Source organism: Actinomadura graeca (assembly GCF_019175365.1).
Lineage (GTDB): Bacteria > Actinomycetota > Actinomycetes > Streptosporangiales > Streptosporangiaceae > Spirillospora > Spirillospora graeca.
Window position 1 is genome coordinate 4,611,331 of record NZ_CP059572.1, and the last position, 15,274, is coordinate 4,626,604.

The 15,274-nt window shown below is 71.2% G+C and carries 13 protein-coding genes; 7 read left to right on the forward strand and 6 right to left on the reverse strand.

Annotation, left to right across the window (positions count from 1 at the left end; genetic code table 11):
• The first annotated feature begins 73 nt into the window (after positions 1–73).
• A complete protein-coding gene (locus tag AGRA3207_RS20410; protein ID WP_231328647.1) occupies positions 74–1,972 on the forward strand; it encodes a sigma-70 family RNA polymerase sigma factor in 1,899 nt (632 codons plus the stop codon).
• Positions 1,973–2,106: 134 nt separating this feature from the next.
• Entirely contained in the window at positions 2,107–3,078 is a 972-nt protein-coding gene (locus AGRA3207_RS20415) for an adenylate/guanylate cyclase domain-containing protein (protein ID WP_231328648.1), read from the forward strand.
• A 20-nt stretch (positions 3,079–3,098) separates the two neighbouring features.
• On the opposite strand, the gene AGRA3207_RS20420 is transcribed toward AGRA3207_RS20415, so the two are convergent.
• Positions 3,099–3,533: a DUF6069 family protein gene (locus AGRA3207_RS20420; RefSeq protein WP_231328649.1), complete on the reverse strand. Its 435-nt coding sequence runs from the start codon at positions 3,531–3,533 to the stop codon at positions 3,099–3,101.
• 197 nt (positions 3,534–3,730) lie between these two features.
• On the opposite strand from AGRA3207_RS20420, the gene AGRA3207_RS20425 reads away from it, so the two are divergent.
• Positions 3,731–5,140, forward strand: a complete 1,410-nt coding sequence (locus AGRA3207_RS20425; protein ID WP_231328650.1) for an amidase family protein — start codon at positions 3,731–3,733, stop codon at positions 5,138–5,140.
• 76 nt (positions 5,141–5,216) lie between these two features.
• Complete coding sequence (locus AGRA3207_RS20430) at positions 5,217–5,996, forward strand: acyltransferase (protein ID WP_231328651.1); 780 nt, start codon at positions 5,217–5,219, stop codon at positions 5,994–5,996.
• A gap of 130 nt (positions 5,997–6,126) precedes the next feature.
• Here AGRA3207_RS20430 and AGRA3207_RS20435 read toward each other — a convergent pair whose 3' ends face one another.
• A complete protein-coding gene (locus tag AGRA3207_RS20435; protein ID WP_231328652.1) occupies positions 6,127–7,635 on the reverse strand; it encodes a DEAD/DEAH box helicase in 1,509 nt (502 codons plus the stop codon).
• A gap of 236 nt (positions 7,636–7,871) precedes the next feature.
• Positions 7,872–8,324 (reverse strand): rhodanese-like domain-containing protein, encoded by a 453-nt coding sequence (locus AGRA3207_RS20440; RefSeq protein WP_231328653.1) that lies wholly within the window; start codon positions 8,322–8,324, stop codon positions 7,872–7,874.
• Positions 8,325–8,420: 96 nt separating this feature from the next.
• Here AGRA3207_RS20440 and AGRA3207_RS20445 point away from each other — a divergent pair, with 96 nt between their 5' ends.
• The gene (locus AGRA3207_RS20445; RefSeq protein ID WP_231328654.1) at positions 8,421–9,410 is read left to right on the forward strand and encodes a GlxA family transcriptional regulator; all 990 of its coding nucleotides are present in this window, start codon (positions 8,421–8,423) and stop codon (positions 9,408–9,410) included.
• A gap of 73 nt (positions 9,411–9,483) precedes the next feature.
• The gene (locus AGRA3207_RS20450; protein WP_231328655.1) at positions 9,484–10,416 is read left to right on the forward strand and encodes a PrsW family intramembrane metalloprotease; all 933 of its coding nucleotides are present in this window, start codon (positions 9,484–9,486) and stop codon (positions 10,414–10,416) included.
• On the opposite strand, the gene AGRA3207_RS20455 is transcribed toward AGRA3207_RS20450, so the two are convergent.
• From AGRA3207_RS20455 to AGRA3207_RS20465, 3 genes are all read right to left on the reverse strand, one after another.
• Positions 10,398–10,919, reverse strand: a complete 522-nt coding sequence (locus AGRA3207_RS20455) for a protein-tyrosine phosphatase family protein (protein WP_231328656.1) — start codon at positions 10,917–10,919, stop codon at positions 10,398–10,400. The genes AGRA3207_RS20450 and AGRA3207_RS20455 overlap by 19 nt on opposite strands.
• Before the next feature lie 1,916 nt (positions 10,920–12,835).
• On the reverse strand, positions 12,836–13,651 hold the full coding sequence (locus AGRA3207_RS20460; protein WP_231328657.1) for an inositol monophosphatase family protein: 816 nt from the start codon (positions 13,649–13,651) through the stop codon (positions 12,836–12,838).
• A complete protein-coding gene (locus AGRA3207_RS20465) occupies positions 13,648–14,532 on the reverse strand; it encodes a DUF5919 domain-containing protein (RefSeq protein WP_231328658.1) in 885 nt (294 codons plus the stop codon). The genes AGRA3207_RS20460 and AGRA3207_RS20465 overlap by 4 nt, the downstream gene beginning before the upstream one ends.
• A 339-nt stretch (positions 14,533–14,871) precedes the next feature.
• Between AGRA3207_RS20465 and AGRA3207_RS20470 the strand changes: the two genes are divergently transcribed.
• Complete coding sequence (locus AGRA3207_RS20470) at positions 14,872–15,144, forward strand: hypothetical protein (protein WP_231328659.1); 273 nt, start codon at positions 14,872–14,874, stop codon at positions 15,142–15,144.
• Positions 15,145–15,274: the final 130 nt, after the last annotated feature.

The window sequence follows — 15,274 nt, forward strand, 5'->3', positions numbered from 1 at the left end:
TGTATGCAGGGTGAGCCGATTGTCCGGAAGACCCCACTGGGGGCGGACTTCCACGCGGCGCCGGGGAGCGTGCATGTCCAAGGTGTCCCCCTCCGAGGCCAGCGCCGACCGCACGTTGGTCAAAGGGCTGAACGAAGGCGACAAGGCGGCCTTGGCCGCGCTGTACGACGAGTACGGTGAGCGCCTCTACGACTACGCCCTGTCGATGACGGCGGACGAGAAGGTCGCCACCGGGATCGTCCATGACACGTTCATCGACGCCTGCCGCCGCGCCCCGCGCATGCGCGACCACCTCCACCTCAGCTCCTGGCTGTACGGCGCGGCCCGCCGCCGCTGCATCCGCCGCGGCCGCCAGGGCGCGCTGTACTGGGACCGGGACGCCGAGTTCTCCGACGTCCCGCTCATCGACCCCGGCGACCCGGGTGAACCCGGTGGACCGGGTGGATCCGGTGGACCCGCCCCGGACTGGCCCTCGTCCGACCGGCTGCACGACCTGCTCCAGGCCGCCTTGGCGCCCCTCGACCCGGTCGACCGGGAGGTCGTGCTGCTGGCCTTCCGGCACGGTATGCGCCCCGCGCGGCTCGGCGCCGCCCTCGGGCTGTCGCCCCGCCGCGCCGCCGCCCGGATCCGCCGTGGCCGTGAGTCGATGGAGGCCGCGCTGGCGGCCGAGCTCCGCGGCGCCGTCGTCGCCTGCGCCGCCGGAACGGACGGGGGCGCCACCCCCACCGCCACCGGCACCGGCGACCCTTCCGGGCCCGATCCCGATCCCGAGGCGCGGCCGACGGCCGTCGCGGTGCTGGCCGCCCGCCCTCCGGCCGGGCCCCAGCCCCGTCCGGGACGCTCGTCGACCGGGCCGCTCGCGGGAGTGGCCGCGGCGGCGAAGGCGCCCCGTGCCGAATCCGCCAAGCCCGCCGAACCCGCCGACGGCACGACCCCGCCCGGGCAGGACTCCGCCGCGGACGCGCCGCCGGGAAAGACCGAGCGGCCGTCCGAGCACGACGCGCACCGGGGGCCGCTCTCCGCCGCGCTGTGGCAGACCTTCCACCGGCGGGGCGAGACGGCCGTGTCCCGCCCGGACACCGGCGCCACCGGGCCGACCGGCGACCCGGACCTCGACGAGCACGCCGCGGGGTGCCCGGACTGCCGGGAACTCGGCCGGGTAAGCGCGGTCGAGCTGCTCAGGAGGGCGCCCGCGCCCGTGCTGCCCGCGGCGCTGCGCCACCGTGTCATGCACACCGCCACCGATCCCGAGCTGGCCGGATACCGCGCCGACATCGCCGCGCGCGGCGGCACGCTCACCCCCGACGGCCTGCCCAGCCAGCCGGACGTGGCCTCGCCGTTCACCCGCCGCTGGCTGATCACCGGCGGCGCCATGGCCGGGGCGCTCGCCGCCGCGCTCATCGCCGTGTTCGCCATGGGGCCCGGCCTCGGCGGGAACTCGCTGTCCTGGCCCCCGTTCCGGACGCATCCGCAGCCGTCGATCAGCCACCAGGCACCGCCCGGCGGCTCCGGCCGCGACGATCCCCACGCGCCCGGGGGACCCCGGGCCGGCGCGCCGGGCCACCCGGGGGCGCCGCCCGTCCGTCCCCAGACCGACGAGCAGGAGCCGACCTCGCCGGCCGACCCGACCCCGAAGCCGTCCGCGCCGTCCACGTCCGAGCCCCCGGCGCCGCCCGCCTCCATCGGCGTCCTCGTGGTCGCCCCCGCGAAGATCGAATTCCGCGGGACCAAGACGGCCAAGGTCCGGCTGGCCGCCAAGAGCGGCCCGGTGAGCTGGACGGGGATGACGTCCTCGAACCAGCTCGTCCTGTCGCAGACCCAGGGCGGCATGCCGAAGGACGGCACGGTCGAGCTGACCCTCACCCTCCGTACGACCCTGATCGGCCTTCCCGGCAAGGGGACTCTCACCTTCAAGGACTCCGTGGGCATCGTCCACGCGGTGCCCGTCGTCTGGGGCACCACCATCCTGTAGCCGCCGCGCGGGCCGGGCGCGCAACGTCCCGCCACCCGTCCCGCCACCCGTCCCGCCACCCGCCCCGCCCGCGGGCCGGGAACACGTCGGCACTATCGTTACGTCGATCGTTGACACACGAAGGCGGCCCCCGCGTGCCCCAGAACATTGAGGAGACCCTCCTCGGCGGCCCCCTGCGCTACACGCGCGCTGAGGTCGAGGCGCTCTCGGGCGTCCCGGACGACTACGCGCGCCGCATCTGGCAGGCCCTGGGCTTCCCGACGCCCCCGGACGACGAGGCCGCCTTCACCGACGGGGACGTGGCCGCGCTCCGCGAGATCCGGGAGCTGCTCGGCGACGACCTGGTCGACGAGGACATGACCCTCCAGCTCGTCCGCGCGGTCGGGCAGACGATGGGACGGCTCGCCAGCTGGCTGGGCGACGTCTGGCTGCGGCGGCTGGGCGACCTCCCATCCGGCGGGCCGACCGACGGGGACGCGGTCGTCGCCGCGCTGGCCGCGACCGAGGAGCTGCGCCCGGCCTTCGAGCGCCTCCTGCTGCACGGCTGGCGCCGCCAGCTCGCCGCCGCCGGGTTGCGCGCCGCCGCGTCCACCGCCACCGCGGACCCCGCCGCCGGTGTGGCCCGGCTCGCGGTCGGCTTCGCCGACGTCGTCTCGTTCACCCGCCTGAGCCGCAGCCTGGACGGCGACGCCCTCGCCGCGTTCGTCGAGCGCTTCGAGTCCACCGCCGCGGAGGTCGTCGCCGAGCAGGGCGGACGGATCGTCAAGACGCTCGGCGACGAGGTGCTCTTCGCCGCCTCCGACCCCCGCGCCGCCGCCGAGGCCGGGCTGCGGATCGCCGAGCGTTTCAACGAGGACCCCGAGGTCCCCCAGGTTCGCGTCGGCATGGCCTACGGCGAGGTCATCCAGCGCCTGGGCGACGTGTTCGGCACACCCGTCAACCTGGCGGCGCGTCTCACCGCCACCGCCTACGCGGGGACGGTCCTCATCGACGGCGCCCTGGCGTCGGCGCTTCCACCCGGCGCCTACGACGTCGCGGACCTGCGCCCCCGCCCCCTCCAGGGGCTGGGGCGCGTCCGCCCGCGTCGCCTGCGGAGGCCGTCCTGACCGCGTGATGAAGCGGACGGTCACGACCGCGCGAGACGGCGCGCGACGACCGGGATCACGATCGCGGCCGCCAGCACGTGGGCGACGCACAGCATGACCTTGGTGGACACCGCCGTGTCGCCCGCCGCGACCGGGCCCACCAGCGAGAGCACGGCCAGCGGGACCGCGGCGCGCACGAACACCCGCGACGGCCGGGACGCGAAGCGGGCGAGGACGAGCGCCAGGACCGTCCCCCAGAACGTGCAGATGAGCGTGCCCATGGCGAACATGCCGACGGTGATCGGCTCGGCCGCCGGCGCGCCGACGCCACCGGCCTGCATGGGGACGCCCGCGGCGCGGGCGGCCAGCCCGTACAGCTCGGTCGCGGCGCTCGCGGCCAGCCCGGCGGCGGCGCAGGCGAACCACACCGGACGGGACGCCAGGACTCGGGCGGGGGCGGTGATCGTGGTGGACATGAACGGCTCCTCTCGTGGCTTTCACCCGTAGGTCGGAGGCGCCGCCGCGTCTTCGACATCACCGCCGAGAAGATTTCCGGGCGACGTCATCTCCGACCCGGGGGGCCGGAAGCGGTCATGCCGCCGCCGACGGCGATAATCGGCCGACGTGGCATCATCCCGATCGCCATCACCATCGCTCACCAGGAAGAACGCCGATGCCGGAAGAACTCCACTGGCTGTCCGCCGTCGAGGCCGTCCGCCGCCTGCGCGAGGGCGGGCTGAAGCCCGCCGAGTACGTGGAGGCCCTGATCGAGCGGACGGCGCGGCTGGCGCACCTGAACACCTACGTCTCGCACGAGCCCGACCTCATCAGGCGGGCGGTCGCCGACACCGCGCGTTCCGGCGGCCCGCTCCACGGGCTCCCCTTCGCGCTCAAGGACATCATCGACACCGCGGACCTCCCGACGACGGCGGCGACACCGGCCCTGCGCGGCTGGCGCCCGCGGCAGGACGCGCCGGTCGCGCGGAGGCTCCTCGACGCCGGCGGCACGCTCATGGGCAAGCAGATGCTCGGGGAGCTGTCCTTCGGCATGACGGGCAACAACCCCTCCTTCGGGGCCGTGGGCAACCCCTACGCCGCGGACCACATCGCCGGCGGCAGCAGCGGCGGGACCGCCGCGGGCGTGGGCGCGGGCCTCGTCCCCGCCGCGCTCGGCGCCGACACCGGCGGCTCCTGCCGCATCCCCGCGGCCCTGTGCGGCTGCGTCGGCTTCCGGCCGTCGCCCGGCCGCTACGACGGACGCGGCGTCATCCCGATCTCCTCCACCCGTGACACGGTCGGCCCGCTCGCCCGTTCCGTCGCCGACGTGCGGCTCATCGACGACATCTGCGCGCCCCTCGGCGCCGAGGCCGGTCTCACCGCCGACCTGCGCGGGCTGCGGCTCGGCGTGCCCTTCGGCTACTTCTACGAGGACCTCGACCCGGACGTCGCGACGGCGACCGAACACGCGCTGTCCGGGCTCGCCGCGCGCGGCGCCGTCCTCGTCGAGCAGGACGTCCCCGCCATGCGGCGGCTCACCGAGGCGGCCGACCTCCCCGTGGTGCTCTACGAGGTGGGCCGGGAGATCTCGGCCTACCTCTACCAGCACGCCGCACCGGTGACCTTGCGCGACATCGCGGACCAGGTGGCCAGCCCCGCCGTCCGGGAGACGCTCCAGGCCGTCGTGGAGGGGGACCGGTTCACCTCGGCCGACTACCGCGAGGTCCTCACCGTGCACCGTCCCGCGCTCCAGGCGGCCTACGCCTCCTACTTCTCGGGCCACGGCGTGGACGCCATCGTCGTCCCGACCACCCCGCTGCCCGCCCGCCCGCACCGGGCCCCGGGGGACGACGGCACCGTCGAGCTCAACGGCGGCAGCGTCGACACCTTCCTCACCTACATCCGGAACACGAACCCTTCGAGCATCGCGGCGCTGCCGTGCCTGTCGCTCCCGTCGGGACTGTCCGGCGACGGCCTGCCGATCGGCCTGGAGGTCGTCGGCCCCGCCTCGTCCGACGGACGGCTGCTGGCCATCGCCGAGGCGATCGAGGACGCGCTCCCGCCGATCCCCCGCCCGCGCCTCTGACCTTGGCGGAACCCGGCCGCACCGCGTTCCGGCCTGGTACGCCACGGCCTACTTACCAACCGGTACGGTGAACACCATGTCGCCGAAACCGCGCGGGCCGCTCCGGCAGGCACTGGTGGCCCGGGCCAGGGACAGCGCGCGCCGCGGCGTGCACACGGCCGTGCACCGCACCTGGGAGTGGGTCCAGCGGCACGGCGAGATCACCCCGCGCACACACGGCCGCCGCAAGTTCGCCTACCTGGGCGAAGGAGCATGCATCGGCTTCCCGGTGGGGGCGGTGTACGGGGAGCCGTGGATCTCGATCGGCGACCACACCCTCATCGGGACGCATGTCACGATCTCCGCCGGTTTCGTCCCGGGGCTGGACCTCGGCCCGGACGTCGTGGTGAAGATCGGCGGGAGCTGCTCGATCGGACGGGGCACGCACATCGTCGGCCACCGGTCGATCAAGATCGGCAACGACGTCTTCACCGGGCCGAACGTGTACATCACCGACCAGAACCACACCTACGGGGACCTGGGAACGCCGATCGGACGGCAGTGGCCGGAGAACAACCCGGTCGTGATCGGCGACGGCTGCTGGATCGGCACCGGCGCGATCATCCTTCCCGGGACCCGGCTCGGCCGCAACGTCGCGGTCGCGGGCGGCGCCGTCGTCCGCGGCGAGTTCCCCGACCACGCGGTCATCGGCGGCGTGCCCGCCAAGGTCCTGCGCAGCCACGACCCGGAACACGGCTGGCGGCCGCCGCTGCGCACCGGCCCGCTCATGTCGCTGGACGAGCTGGCGGCGCTGTCCGTCGACGGCCTGGAGGGCCTCCAGATCCTTCAGGACAAGCTGCGCGAAGAGGCGGGCTGACGCCTTCCCGCCCCACCTCGGGCCGACCGGCCGCCGACATCACAGAACAAACGACCGGGGGCGCACCGCCAAGCGGCGCGCCCCCGGCCCGGGATCGTCGTCCTACCGTTTTCTCACGTGGCCCAGCCGCTTAGCTGGAGCGTGCCGTCCAGCGGTCGCCGCCGCCCTCGCGGCGGTTGCCGCCGTACGAGCCTCCACGCCGGTTGCCGTGCGAGGAGCCGCCGGTGCGGGGACCGCCACCGCGGCGCTCACCGCCGGAGTACGAGCCGCGGTGCTCACCGTGCCCGCCTTCGTGGGCGCCTTCGCGGCGCTGGCCGCCGTCCTGGCGGTCGAACGAGCGGGGACCGCGCCCGCCGCCGCCGAAGCCCCGGCCGCGGCGTCCGCCCTGGCGGCCCCGGCCGCCCTCGCGGCGGGGACGCTCGGGAATGATCGGCCCCTCGATCGGGATACCGGACGGCGTGCGGGCACCGGTCAGCTTGACCAGCTCAGCGTCGCCGCTGGTCACCCTGATCCGGGGCGCGTTGATCCCGGCCCGGCGGGTCATGGCACTGGTCGAGCGCACCTGGTGCGGCAGGACGAGCGTGACGACGGTGCCGCGCTCGCCGGCGCGCGCCGTCCGCCCGGCGCGGTGCATGTAGTCCTTGTGGTCGGCCGGCGGGTCGACGTGCATGACCAGGCTGACGTCGTCCACGTGGATGCCGCGGGCGGCGACGTCGGTGGCGACGAGCACGCTGATCGAACCCTCGCGGAACTCCGCGAGCGTCCGGGTGCGCAGCCCCTGGCTCTTGCCGCCGTGCAGGCCCGCGGCGCGGACCCCGGCCTGGACGAGCTGCTTGGCGAGCCGGTCGACGCCGTGCTTGGTGCGGGCGAACAGGATCGTCCGGCCCTCACGGTTGGCGATCTCGGCGGTGATGGCGCCCTTCTCCTTGGGCGCCACCAGCAGCAGGTGGTGCTCCATCGTGTCGACGGACTCGTCGACCGGGCCGATGGCGTGCGTCACCGGGCCGTCCAGGTACCGCTTGACGAGGACGTCGACGTCCTTGTCCAGCGTGGCGGAGAACAGCAGCCGCTGCCCGCCGGGCTTGGCCTGGTCGAGGATGTCGGTGACGTCGGGCAGGAAGCCCATGTCGGCCATGTGGTCGGCCTCGTCCAGCACGGCGATCTCGATGTCGGACAGGTCGCACGCGCCCTGCCGCATCAGGTCCTTGAGCCGGCCGGGGGTCGCGACGAGGACTTCGACGCCGCGGCGCAGCGCGTCGATCTGCTTGAACATCGAGGTCTGGCCGATAACGGTCTTGAAGCGCAGCCCGACGCCCCGTCCGAGCGGCTCCAGGTTGTTCTGCACCTGCTGGGCGAGCTCGCGGGTCGGCACGAGGATCAGCGCCAGCGGGCGCTTCGGCGCGGCCCTGCGGCCCGCGAGGCGGGCGAGCAGCGGCAGGCCGAACGCGAGGGTCTTGCCGGAGCCGGTCTTGCCCCGCCCGAGGACGTCGCGTCCGCCCATGATGTCGGGGATCGCGGCGGCCTGGATGGGGAACGGGGCCTCGATGCCCTGACGGGACAGGGCGGACACCAGCGCCGGGGGGAGGCCCAGTTCGGCGAAGGTGGGAACCCGCTCGTCCTCGCCCGGGATCACGGGCATGTCGGCAGAGGGGTTCTGTGCAGCGGCAGCTGTGGTCACGCAATACCTTCCGAGAGGGGGGCACGTCTCGGGAGGCACCACGATGAGTGATCAGTGGGCTGCAAGGACGAGCCTGACACCATGGGGGTGTCGAAGAGTGATTCGTTAAGTCTAACGTCGTCCGGGTACCGCCTTATGCCCCGTCCCGGACGTCTCTCTTCAGTTCAGGCCCATCATGGCCCCCATCCGCCCCGATCTCAGGGCCCGCAGTCGCACGACGCACCGCTCACCGGCGCGGTCAGCGGGTCGGGACGACGCTGTGTGATCGTTCCATCGCCGGCCTCCACCGGGAGGCCCTCGCGCACCCAGTACTCGAATCCCCCGATCATCTCCCTGACCGGACGGCCGAGCCGCGCGAACTCCAGCGCGGCCCTCGTCGCCCCGTTGCAGCCCGGCCCCCAGCAGTAGACGACGACCCTCGCGCCCGCCCGCACGACGGTCCCGGCGCGCTCGGCGATCTCGGCGGCCGGCAGGTGGACGGCGCCCGGCACGCGCCCCTGCTCCCAGCCGTCCTGGCCTCGCGAGTCCACGACCACGATGTCCTCGATCCCGGCGGCGAGGTCGGCGGCGACGTCGGACACGTCGGTCTCGAACGCCAGGCGGGCGGCGAAGTGCCGCACGGCCTCCGACGACTGGTCATCTGTGATCATTTCGCGCTCCTCCGGTTCGCTGACTCCCTCGATCCTGCGAGGCGCACCGGTACCCGCGACAGTGGCATGATCGCCGTTCACCGCTAAGATCGCGCCATGCGCGTCGACTCCCCGGCCCTCCGGCGGACCGTGTCCGTGCTCGCGCTCGACGGCATGGCGCCGTTCGAGCTCGGCTCGGTCGTCGAGGTGTTCGGGCTGCCGCGTCCGGAACTGGACGTCCCCCGGTACGACCTGCGCGTCTGCTCGCTCGAACGCGGCCCGCTGCGGGCGGTCGGCGGGTTCACGATCACCGCCGAGCACGGCCTCGACGCGTTCGCGTCCGCGGACACCGTGATGGTCGTCGGGCTGCCCGACGTCCACGAGGACCCGCCGCCCGAGGTCGTCGCGGCGCTGAAGGAGGCGCGCGGGCGAGGGGCGCGCGTCGTGTCGATCTGCTCGGGCGCGTTCGCGCTCGCCTCCGCCGGGCTCCTGGACGGCCGGGAGGCCACCACCCACTGGCTGTACGCCGACCTGCTCAGGCGCCGCCACCCCAAGGTCCGGGTCAGGGCGGACGTGCTGTACGTGGACGGCGACGACGTCCTCACCGGCGCGGGCAGCGCCGCCGGACTCGACATGTGCCTCCATCTCGTCCGCAAGGACCACGGCGCCCGCGTCGCGAACGCGGTGGCGCGCCGCCTGGTCGTCCCGCCGCACCGCGAGGGCGGCCAGGCGCAGTTCATCGAGGCGGCGGTCGGCGGCGTCCCCCCGGCCGACGACGCGGTCGGACGCGCCATGACCTGGGCCCTCGCCCACCTCTCCGAGCCGATCACCGTCGCCGCCCTCGCCCGCGAGGCGCACCTCGCGCCCCGCACGTTCATCCGCGACTTCAACCGGCAGACCGGGACGAGCCCGCTCCGCTGGGTCGTCACGCAGCGGATCATGGCGGCGCTGCCGCTGCTGGAGGACGGCGCCGCCCCCATCGAGGAGATCGGCGCGGCGGTCGGCTTCGAGAGCCCGGTCACCTTCCGGCACCATTTCTCCCGCGCGATGAAGACCTCGCCGTCCGCGTACCGGCGGATGTTCAGGGACGCCTCTCACCACCCGTAGCGCCGCCGCCCCTCCCCGCGCATGGCAGCCGGGCACCGATTCGGAACCGGCGCGCCCGGGTAACGAACGTCGCATGGTCGCACCGACGACGCCCACCGCCCGCAGGCCGTGGCCGAGGATCCTGCTGGGCGGGCTGGCCCTGTGGGCCGCGACGGTCCTGGTCACCGTCGCCACCGCCAATTCCAACCTGCTCCCGACGATCGTCCTCCTGGGCAGCTTCCTGGTGCCGGTGACGTTCGCCGTCTGGGCGTACGAGCACGGCACCTCCGGGACGATCACCGTCCCGCTGCTGTTCAACGGCTTCGTCGTCGGCGGCGTCCTCGGCGTGCTCGGCGCGTCCGTGCTGGAGCGCTACCTGCTGCACCCGTCACTGTGGATGTACGCAGGCGTCGGGCTCATCGAGGAGGCGGTCAAGCTGGCCGCGCTCGTCTTCGTCGCCCGCAGGATGCGCGTCCGGTCCATGCGGGACGGCCTCGTCCTCGGCGCCACGGTCGGCTTCGGCTTCGCGGCGTTCGAATCGTCCGGATACGCGTTCAACGCACTGTTCACCGTCCAGGGCATCAGCGTCCGCTCGATGGTGGAGACGGAGATCCTGCGCGGCCTGCTCAGCCCGCTCGGCCACGGCCTGTGGACGGCGATCACCGGCGGCGTCCTGTTCGCCGCGTCCCGCACCCGCTGGCACATCACCGGCGGTGGCGTCCTCGCCTACCTGGGCGTCTCGGCCCTCCACGCCCTCTGGGACTCCATGCACGGCATCGCCATCGCCCTCACCCTGTTCCTCACCGGGACGCCCTGGCAGTACCAGCTGCTCGACCACGGCTACCTGCCCCGCGCGACCGGCGCCCAAGGCCACCTCATCACGATCATGAACTGGGCGGGCCTCGTCGTGATCTCGGCGGTCGCCCTGCTGTGGCTGCGCGCGCTGGCGGAGCGCTCTCGCACCGCGCCGCGCCCGTCCGTCCCGGCGCCCGACGTGGCGGGACGGCCCTATCCCGGGTCGTCCTGAGAGAGGGCGTCGAGCCCGGCCAGCAGCCGCGCGACGTCCAGCCCCGTCGTGAGGTAGTCGACGAAGACCTGGTTGTTCAGCGCCCACGGCGACCTGCGCTGCCTGATGATCTGCACGGCGTCGTCCGCCGAGTACCCCATCCCCATGAGCCCCTGCGCGACGACCAGCCCCGACCGGTTGTAACCCGAACGGCACCGGACGAGCACCCGCAGCCCCCTCCGCAGCGCCCCCACGGCGGTGTCCGCGAGCAGGCACACCGTCTCGATCTGGGCGGACGAGAGCGGCGCGTCCGGCATCTCCACGCAATGGTGCTCGACATGCCCGCCCGGCCCATGCCCGGCCCACCGTGAAAGGCTGATGACCAGCTCGAACTCATCGGTGACGACGGCGGGCACCCGCTCCCCGGCCGCGTCCCGATAGTGGTGACCGCCCATCCAGAACCCTGGGACGATCTCATTCCACGGCGCGTCCGCGTCCGGCGCGCCCCTGCCCCTGCTGCGCACTGACGGCTACCCCCGCACGACCGGCGCCCGCCGATCGGCCGCGTCCCCCACCGCCACCCGGAGCGGCACCGCCCCGGCAAACCTCATGCGTGTCGCCTCCGTGATCTCCATAACGGGAGTCTAGGCGTGATGCTCACAGATACCCCCGAACCATGCCGCAACACCCCGAACGCACCCCACGGCGGCAAGCCGCGCCCACACCCCCGAAGCCCGCCGAACACACGAACGCCCCCATCCATGATCGAGATGAGGGCGTTCCGGCAGGTGGAGCCTAGGGGATTCGAACCCCTGACACCCGGCTTGCAAATCTGCGGACTCGGCCGTGATCAACCACCTGACCTGCGCAAACCATGATCCCCCGCTGCCCGTTCGTACCCGCTGGTGACTGCTGCTAATTGCACGCTAATTGCACGACGCCGCAGACCTGATCCCGCGTGGTGTCCGGCCTCCGTGGCGGCCTGGGGCGTGCGGCGTAGCCGCTGTTGTCCCCCGCCTTCCTCCCCCCGGCCCCGACGAAACCGGCACTTAGCGGCGGACGGGTTCTGTCAAGGGTGGCGCAGCCATCACGCAGTGACGCCGAAGGCGCCCTTGACGGGTTCCGGCCGTCGCCATGCTCGGACCTCGGGGTCGGGGGGAGCCCGGCACCTTCCACCCCAATGTGCAACGTCCCTGTACCGCGGAAAGGCATGTGCCTGCTCCCGTTCGACAGGGTGGCTCGGGCGGCGCCGCGACCCCGGGCGGACCGTTGGCGGGGCGGCGGCCGGTCGGGGCACGATCGCGGCCCGGCGTCCGCCGGCCGGAGACCGGCGCCCACGCCGCACGCTCCGGGCGGCGCCGCCGCCGGGCCGCGCAGCGGCGCGAGCGGCGCCGCACCTTGATTCCAAAAAGCCCAATTCGGCAACGCAAGTGGGTGACTTGCGCGATAATGACAATCCAAGCGAAGGTGATACAATGCGTTTACGCGACAAGAATAGCAGAATATAAATGACTCTCGCATTGGGTCTAGTGACAGCCCCCCTCGTTCTACAGGTCAGCGATCGCCTAGTAGTTAAGAAGTATGCCAATCGATCGAGTTATCAATCACATGATCCCCTGGCAAATAAAAGTCTTTTGGTGCTGGCCGGAAACGGAACAGCATGCATTTCATATAGCGGCCTGGCATACATCGACAGAATCCCCACCGATCAAGTACTTGCCAGAGTAATTCATGGCAATTCGGTCACCGCTCCTGACGGCAGACTGGCGATCGCATTTGGGGCGCCCATCCCTCGACTCGGCACTGTTATTAGTCGACTCCTGGAATTTATTAGACGCGATTTTACCGCCCTGCCGAAATTTGAAAGAAGGAATCAACTAAACATCCTCGTCTGCGGTTATACTTGGAGGCGTAGAATAACGACAGCTAGACCTCCCCGGCCGTTCGCACTTCGCATATCTCACAACGGAAATCAGAGTAATGCTGTTCGTGTTGACGCGCTTCCCCGCTACTGGCTCTGGGATAGGACGAGCACCACCGGAAGCGTAGGCGCAGAGTGGGATGCCGAGAAAGTTCGTCTTTTGGAGAGACTTTCAGACTCAACGCCTCGCAATCAAGATGATTGCGAGACGCTACTTGTCAATGCCATCCGTTCGGTCGCGGACCGCAACAATACGGTAGGAAAAGACTGCATGTCACTGCTCATCACCAGACAACAAGAGGTGCGAATTCGTTTTCTTTCAGATCCTGATGCCGGTGAGGAGTGTGCGGCATACACCCCGTGGCTAATCGGGCCGGGCATTGTCATGCCGCCACAGGTACTCTACGGCGGCCTCCCACATGTCCAGAGCGGCCCCTATATGATCACCTTCGAACGAATTCCAGAGATATTGCCCGGTAACATTATTGGGAGTTCATCACAGAGACGCCTCTCGCCACCTTAATTGCTCTCCTTGTATCCATACTCAAGAGAGCTGAGCAGAGAAGCAAGGTCCCCAGTGAGTGAGGCTGCACTGGCGATGGTGCCAGTTGAGTCAAAGGTATGATTGGTGCCATCTTGGTCGGTGACTTTGGCTCCGGCTTCGCGGGCGATGATGACGCCGGCGGCAGTGTCCCAGGGTTTGTTGGAAAGCGTGATGCTGGCGTCTAGCTTGCCTTCGGCGACCCATGCGAGGTCGATGGCGGCTGAGCCGAGCATTCGGACTCGTTGGACGGTGGCGGCCAGGCGCTCGGTCAATGATAGGCGTAGGCGGTTCTTGGCTTCGGCTCCCTCGCCTACTGCGTAGTCGCCGATGGCGACGATGGCGTCTTTGAGGTCGGTGGTCATGCTGGCTTGGATGCGGCGGTCTCCGACGTAGGCTCCGGTGTACTGGGCGGCGTGGTAGCGGGTGCCGAGGAACGGTAGGTCGATGACGCCGACGATGGGGCGGCCTTTGTGGACTAGGCCGATGGAGAAGCCGCACAGGGGGATGCCGCGGACGAAGTTGGCGGTCCCGTCTACGGGGTCGATGGCCCAGAGCAGATCGCTTGTGGTGTCTCCGGTGATGCCTTCCTCTTCGCCGAGTATGGCGATGTCGGGTGTGCGGTCGCGGAGGTAGTCGCGGACGGCGCGTTCTACGGCGTAGTCGACTTCGGAGGCCATGTCGCGGTCGCCCTTGGCGGTGAGCAGGCCGGGGACGCGGGTGCGCACTAGGTCGCTGGCGATCTCCGCGGCCTTGAGGGCGACGGGTAGCAGCGATGCGGGTGCGTCGGTCATACGGGTCTGCCTCGTTCCCAGAGCGAACGGAAGATCTCTTCAAAGGTCCCATACAGGCCGGTGCCGGTGGGGTTGCGTTCAGCGAGGAAGGTCGGCGAGTCGACTCCGCGGGCCTGGGGAAGGTAGGGCTGCATCACGCACAGGTGGTCGTCTATGAGGGTGATGTTGAAGCGGATGGTCTCGTCGTAGACGCCGACGGCCAGTCGGTCTTGGGCCTCGGCTGATAGGCGCTTGCGGAGGCGGGTGAGGACTTCGATGTTCAGGCGGGTCAGGGTGGTGAGGTGGTTGTCGCTGTAGCCCTCCTCTTGTTCGCGTGCGTGGATGGCCTGGCCTTCGGGGTCCAGGAACAGGGCTTGCAGAGTCGTGCCGTCCTCGATCAGGCGGTGGAGGCGCTGGTCTGGGTACTGCTGGCAGAGCATGTTGAGCGATAGGCCGGCGGCTCTGATGGTGGTGGCGCCGTCGAGTAGGGCGTGTGGCGGGTGGGCGAACGAGAACTCAGCGCGGGTGGCGAACACGGCTGTGACGTCGGCGTAGTCGGCCGTGCCGATCCGGTCGGCGGTCGACTCCAGGTCGGCGCGTTCTTCGCGCACCGTCTCCGCTGAGGGCGCGTCTTTCAGGAGGTGTGGCGGGCATGGGGCGAACAGCTCGTCTGCGGTCCATTCGGGGAACATTGCCTCCAGGACGCGGCAGTGATCGGTGTATGGGAGTCGTCTGAGTCCGCCGGTGGTCCAGCGGTGGAGCTGGGCGCGGCTCGGTGCGGTGCCGATCAGCTCGGGTGAGATCTTCTTGGCGGCGTCGTTGTAGGCGGCGCAGAACATCCCGTAGCGCTGTAGGCGGCGCTGGCTCATGACGACCTGAAGCAGGATCGGTTGGGGAGACACCGGCCCGTCCTCTCTGTGGACGTCACCAGGCTACGAGCGTCGCCCGGCGAAAGAGGAGACAAAGTCGAGACGGTTGCAAGACGTTGATGTCGAAGACGGCATGATCATGCTCTCGTGACGCAACGTGATCTGTTGGCACTGTGGCGGCATGTCGAGCGATTGCCCCTCTTGCAGGGGGCGCGGGTTCAAGCGGCGGGTGTTGCGGCGGACGTTGGCGCCGGGGCACGTCGCGGGCGTTCCGGCTGACAGTCGGCGGGACGCCTGTCCTGACTGCCTGGGGGCCGGTAACGAGACGGCGCCGAGCAAGCCGGCGACCTCGTGAGCGACCGGGAGCGGGAGGTGCAACTCCTCAAGGGGTTGCGGGAGTCGTTGTGTGCTCTGGGCTTGAGCGTCCAGCTACAGCACAGCTTGCCGGGCCTGGCAGTCGGCACGACCACCCCCGGTCTCTTCGTCTGGGTCTTTGTCGGGGCGTCGGGACGGACGTTCACCTGGCGGCGCGACGACAGCAAGCACCCGGTGGACGACATGCCGGGTGCGGCGGCACAGATCGCGCGCTTTGTCAGCGCGCAAGGCGGACAGCTCAACGGCTCGGCGAACGGTCACACCGACTAGCGCGCCGGACCGGTCATCTCGGCCGGACTCCGGGCGCATCAGACGGCAGAGCCGGCGGCGCGGCGAGGACGAAAGCCACGTGATCACAGCCCCTGGTCACGTGCGGCAGCTGGGAACGTCCCCGCGCCCC

Coding starts and splice junctions, on each gene's coding strand:
- AGRA3207_RS20425 (WP_231328650.1), top strand. CDS start 3,731: ATGCCGGAAGAACTCCACTGGCTGTCCGCCGTCGAGGCCGTCCGCCGC.
- AGRA3207_RS20420 (WP_231328649.1), bottom strand. CDS start 3,533: ATGTCCACCACGATCACCGCCCCCGCCCGAGTCCTGGCGTCCCGTCCG.
- AGRA3207_RS20450 (WP_231328655.1), top strand. CDS start 9,484: ATGGTCGCACCGACGACGCCCACCGCCCGCAGGCCGTGGCCGAGGATC.
- AGRA3207_RS20435 (WP_231328652.1), bottom strand. CDS start 7,635: ATGCCCGTGATCCCGGGCGAGGACGAGCGGGTTCCCACCTTCGCCGAA.
- AGRA3207_RS20410 (WP_231328647.1), top strand. CDS start 74: ATGTCCAAGGTGTCCCCCTCCGAGGCCAGCGCCGACCGCACGTTGGTC.
- AGRA3207_RS20430 (WP_231328651.1), top strand. CDS start 5,217: ATGTCGCCGAAACCGCGCGGGCCGCTCCGGCAGGCACTGGTGGCCCGG.
- AGRA3207_RS20440 (WP_231328653.1), bottom strand. CDS start 8,324: ATGATCACAGATGACCAGTCGTCGGAGGCCGTGCGGCACTTCGCCGCC.
- AGRA3207_RS20445 (WP_231328654.1), top strand. CDS start 8,421: ATGCGCGTCGACTCCCCGGCCCTCCGGCGGACCGTGTCCGTGCTCGCG.
- AGRA3207_RS20460 (WP_231328657.1), bottom strand. CDS start 13,651: ATGACCGACGCACCCGCATCGCTGCTACCCGTCGCCCTCAAGGCCGCG.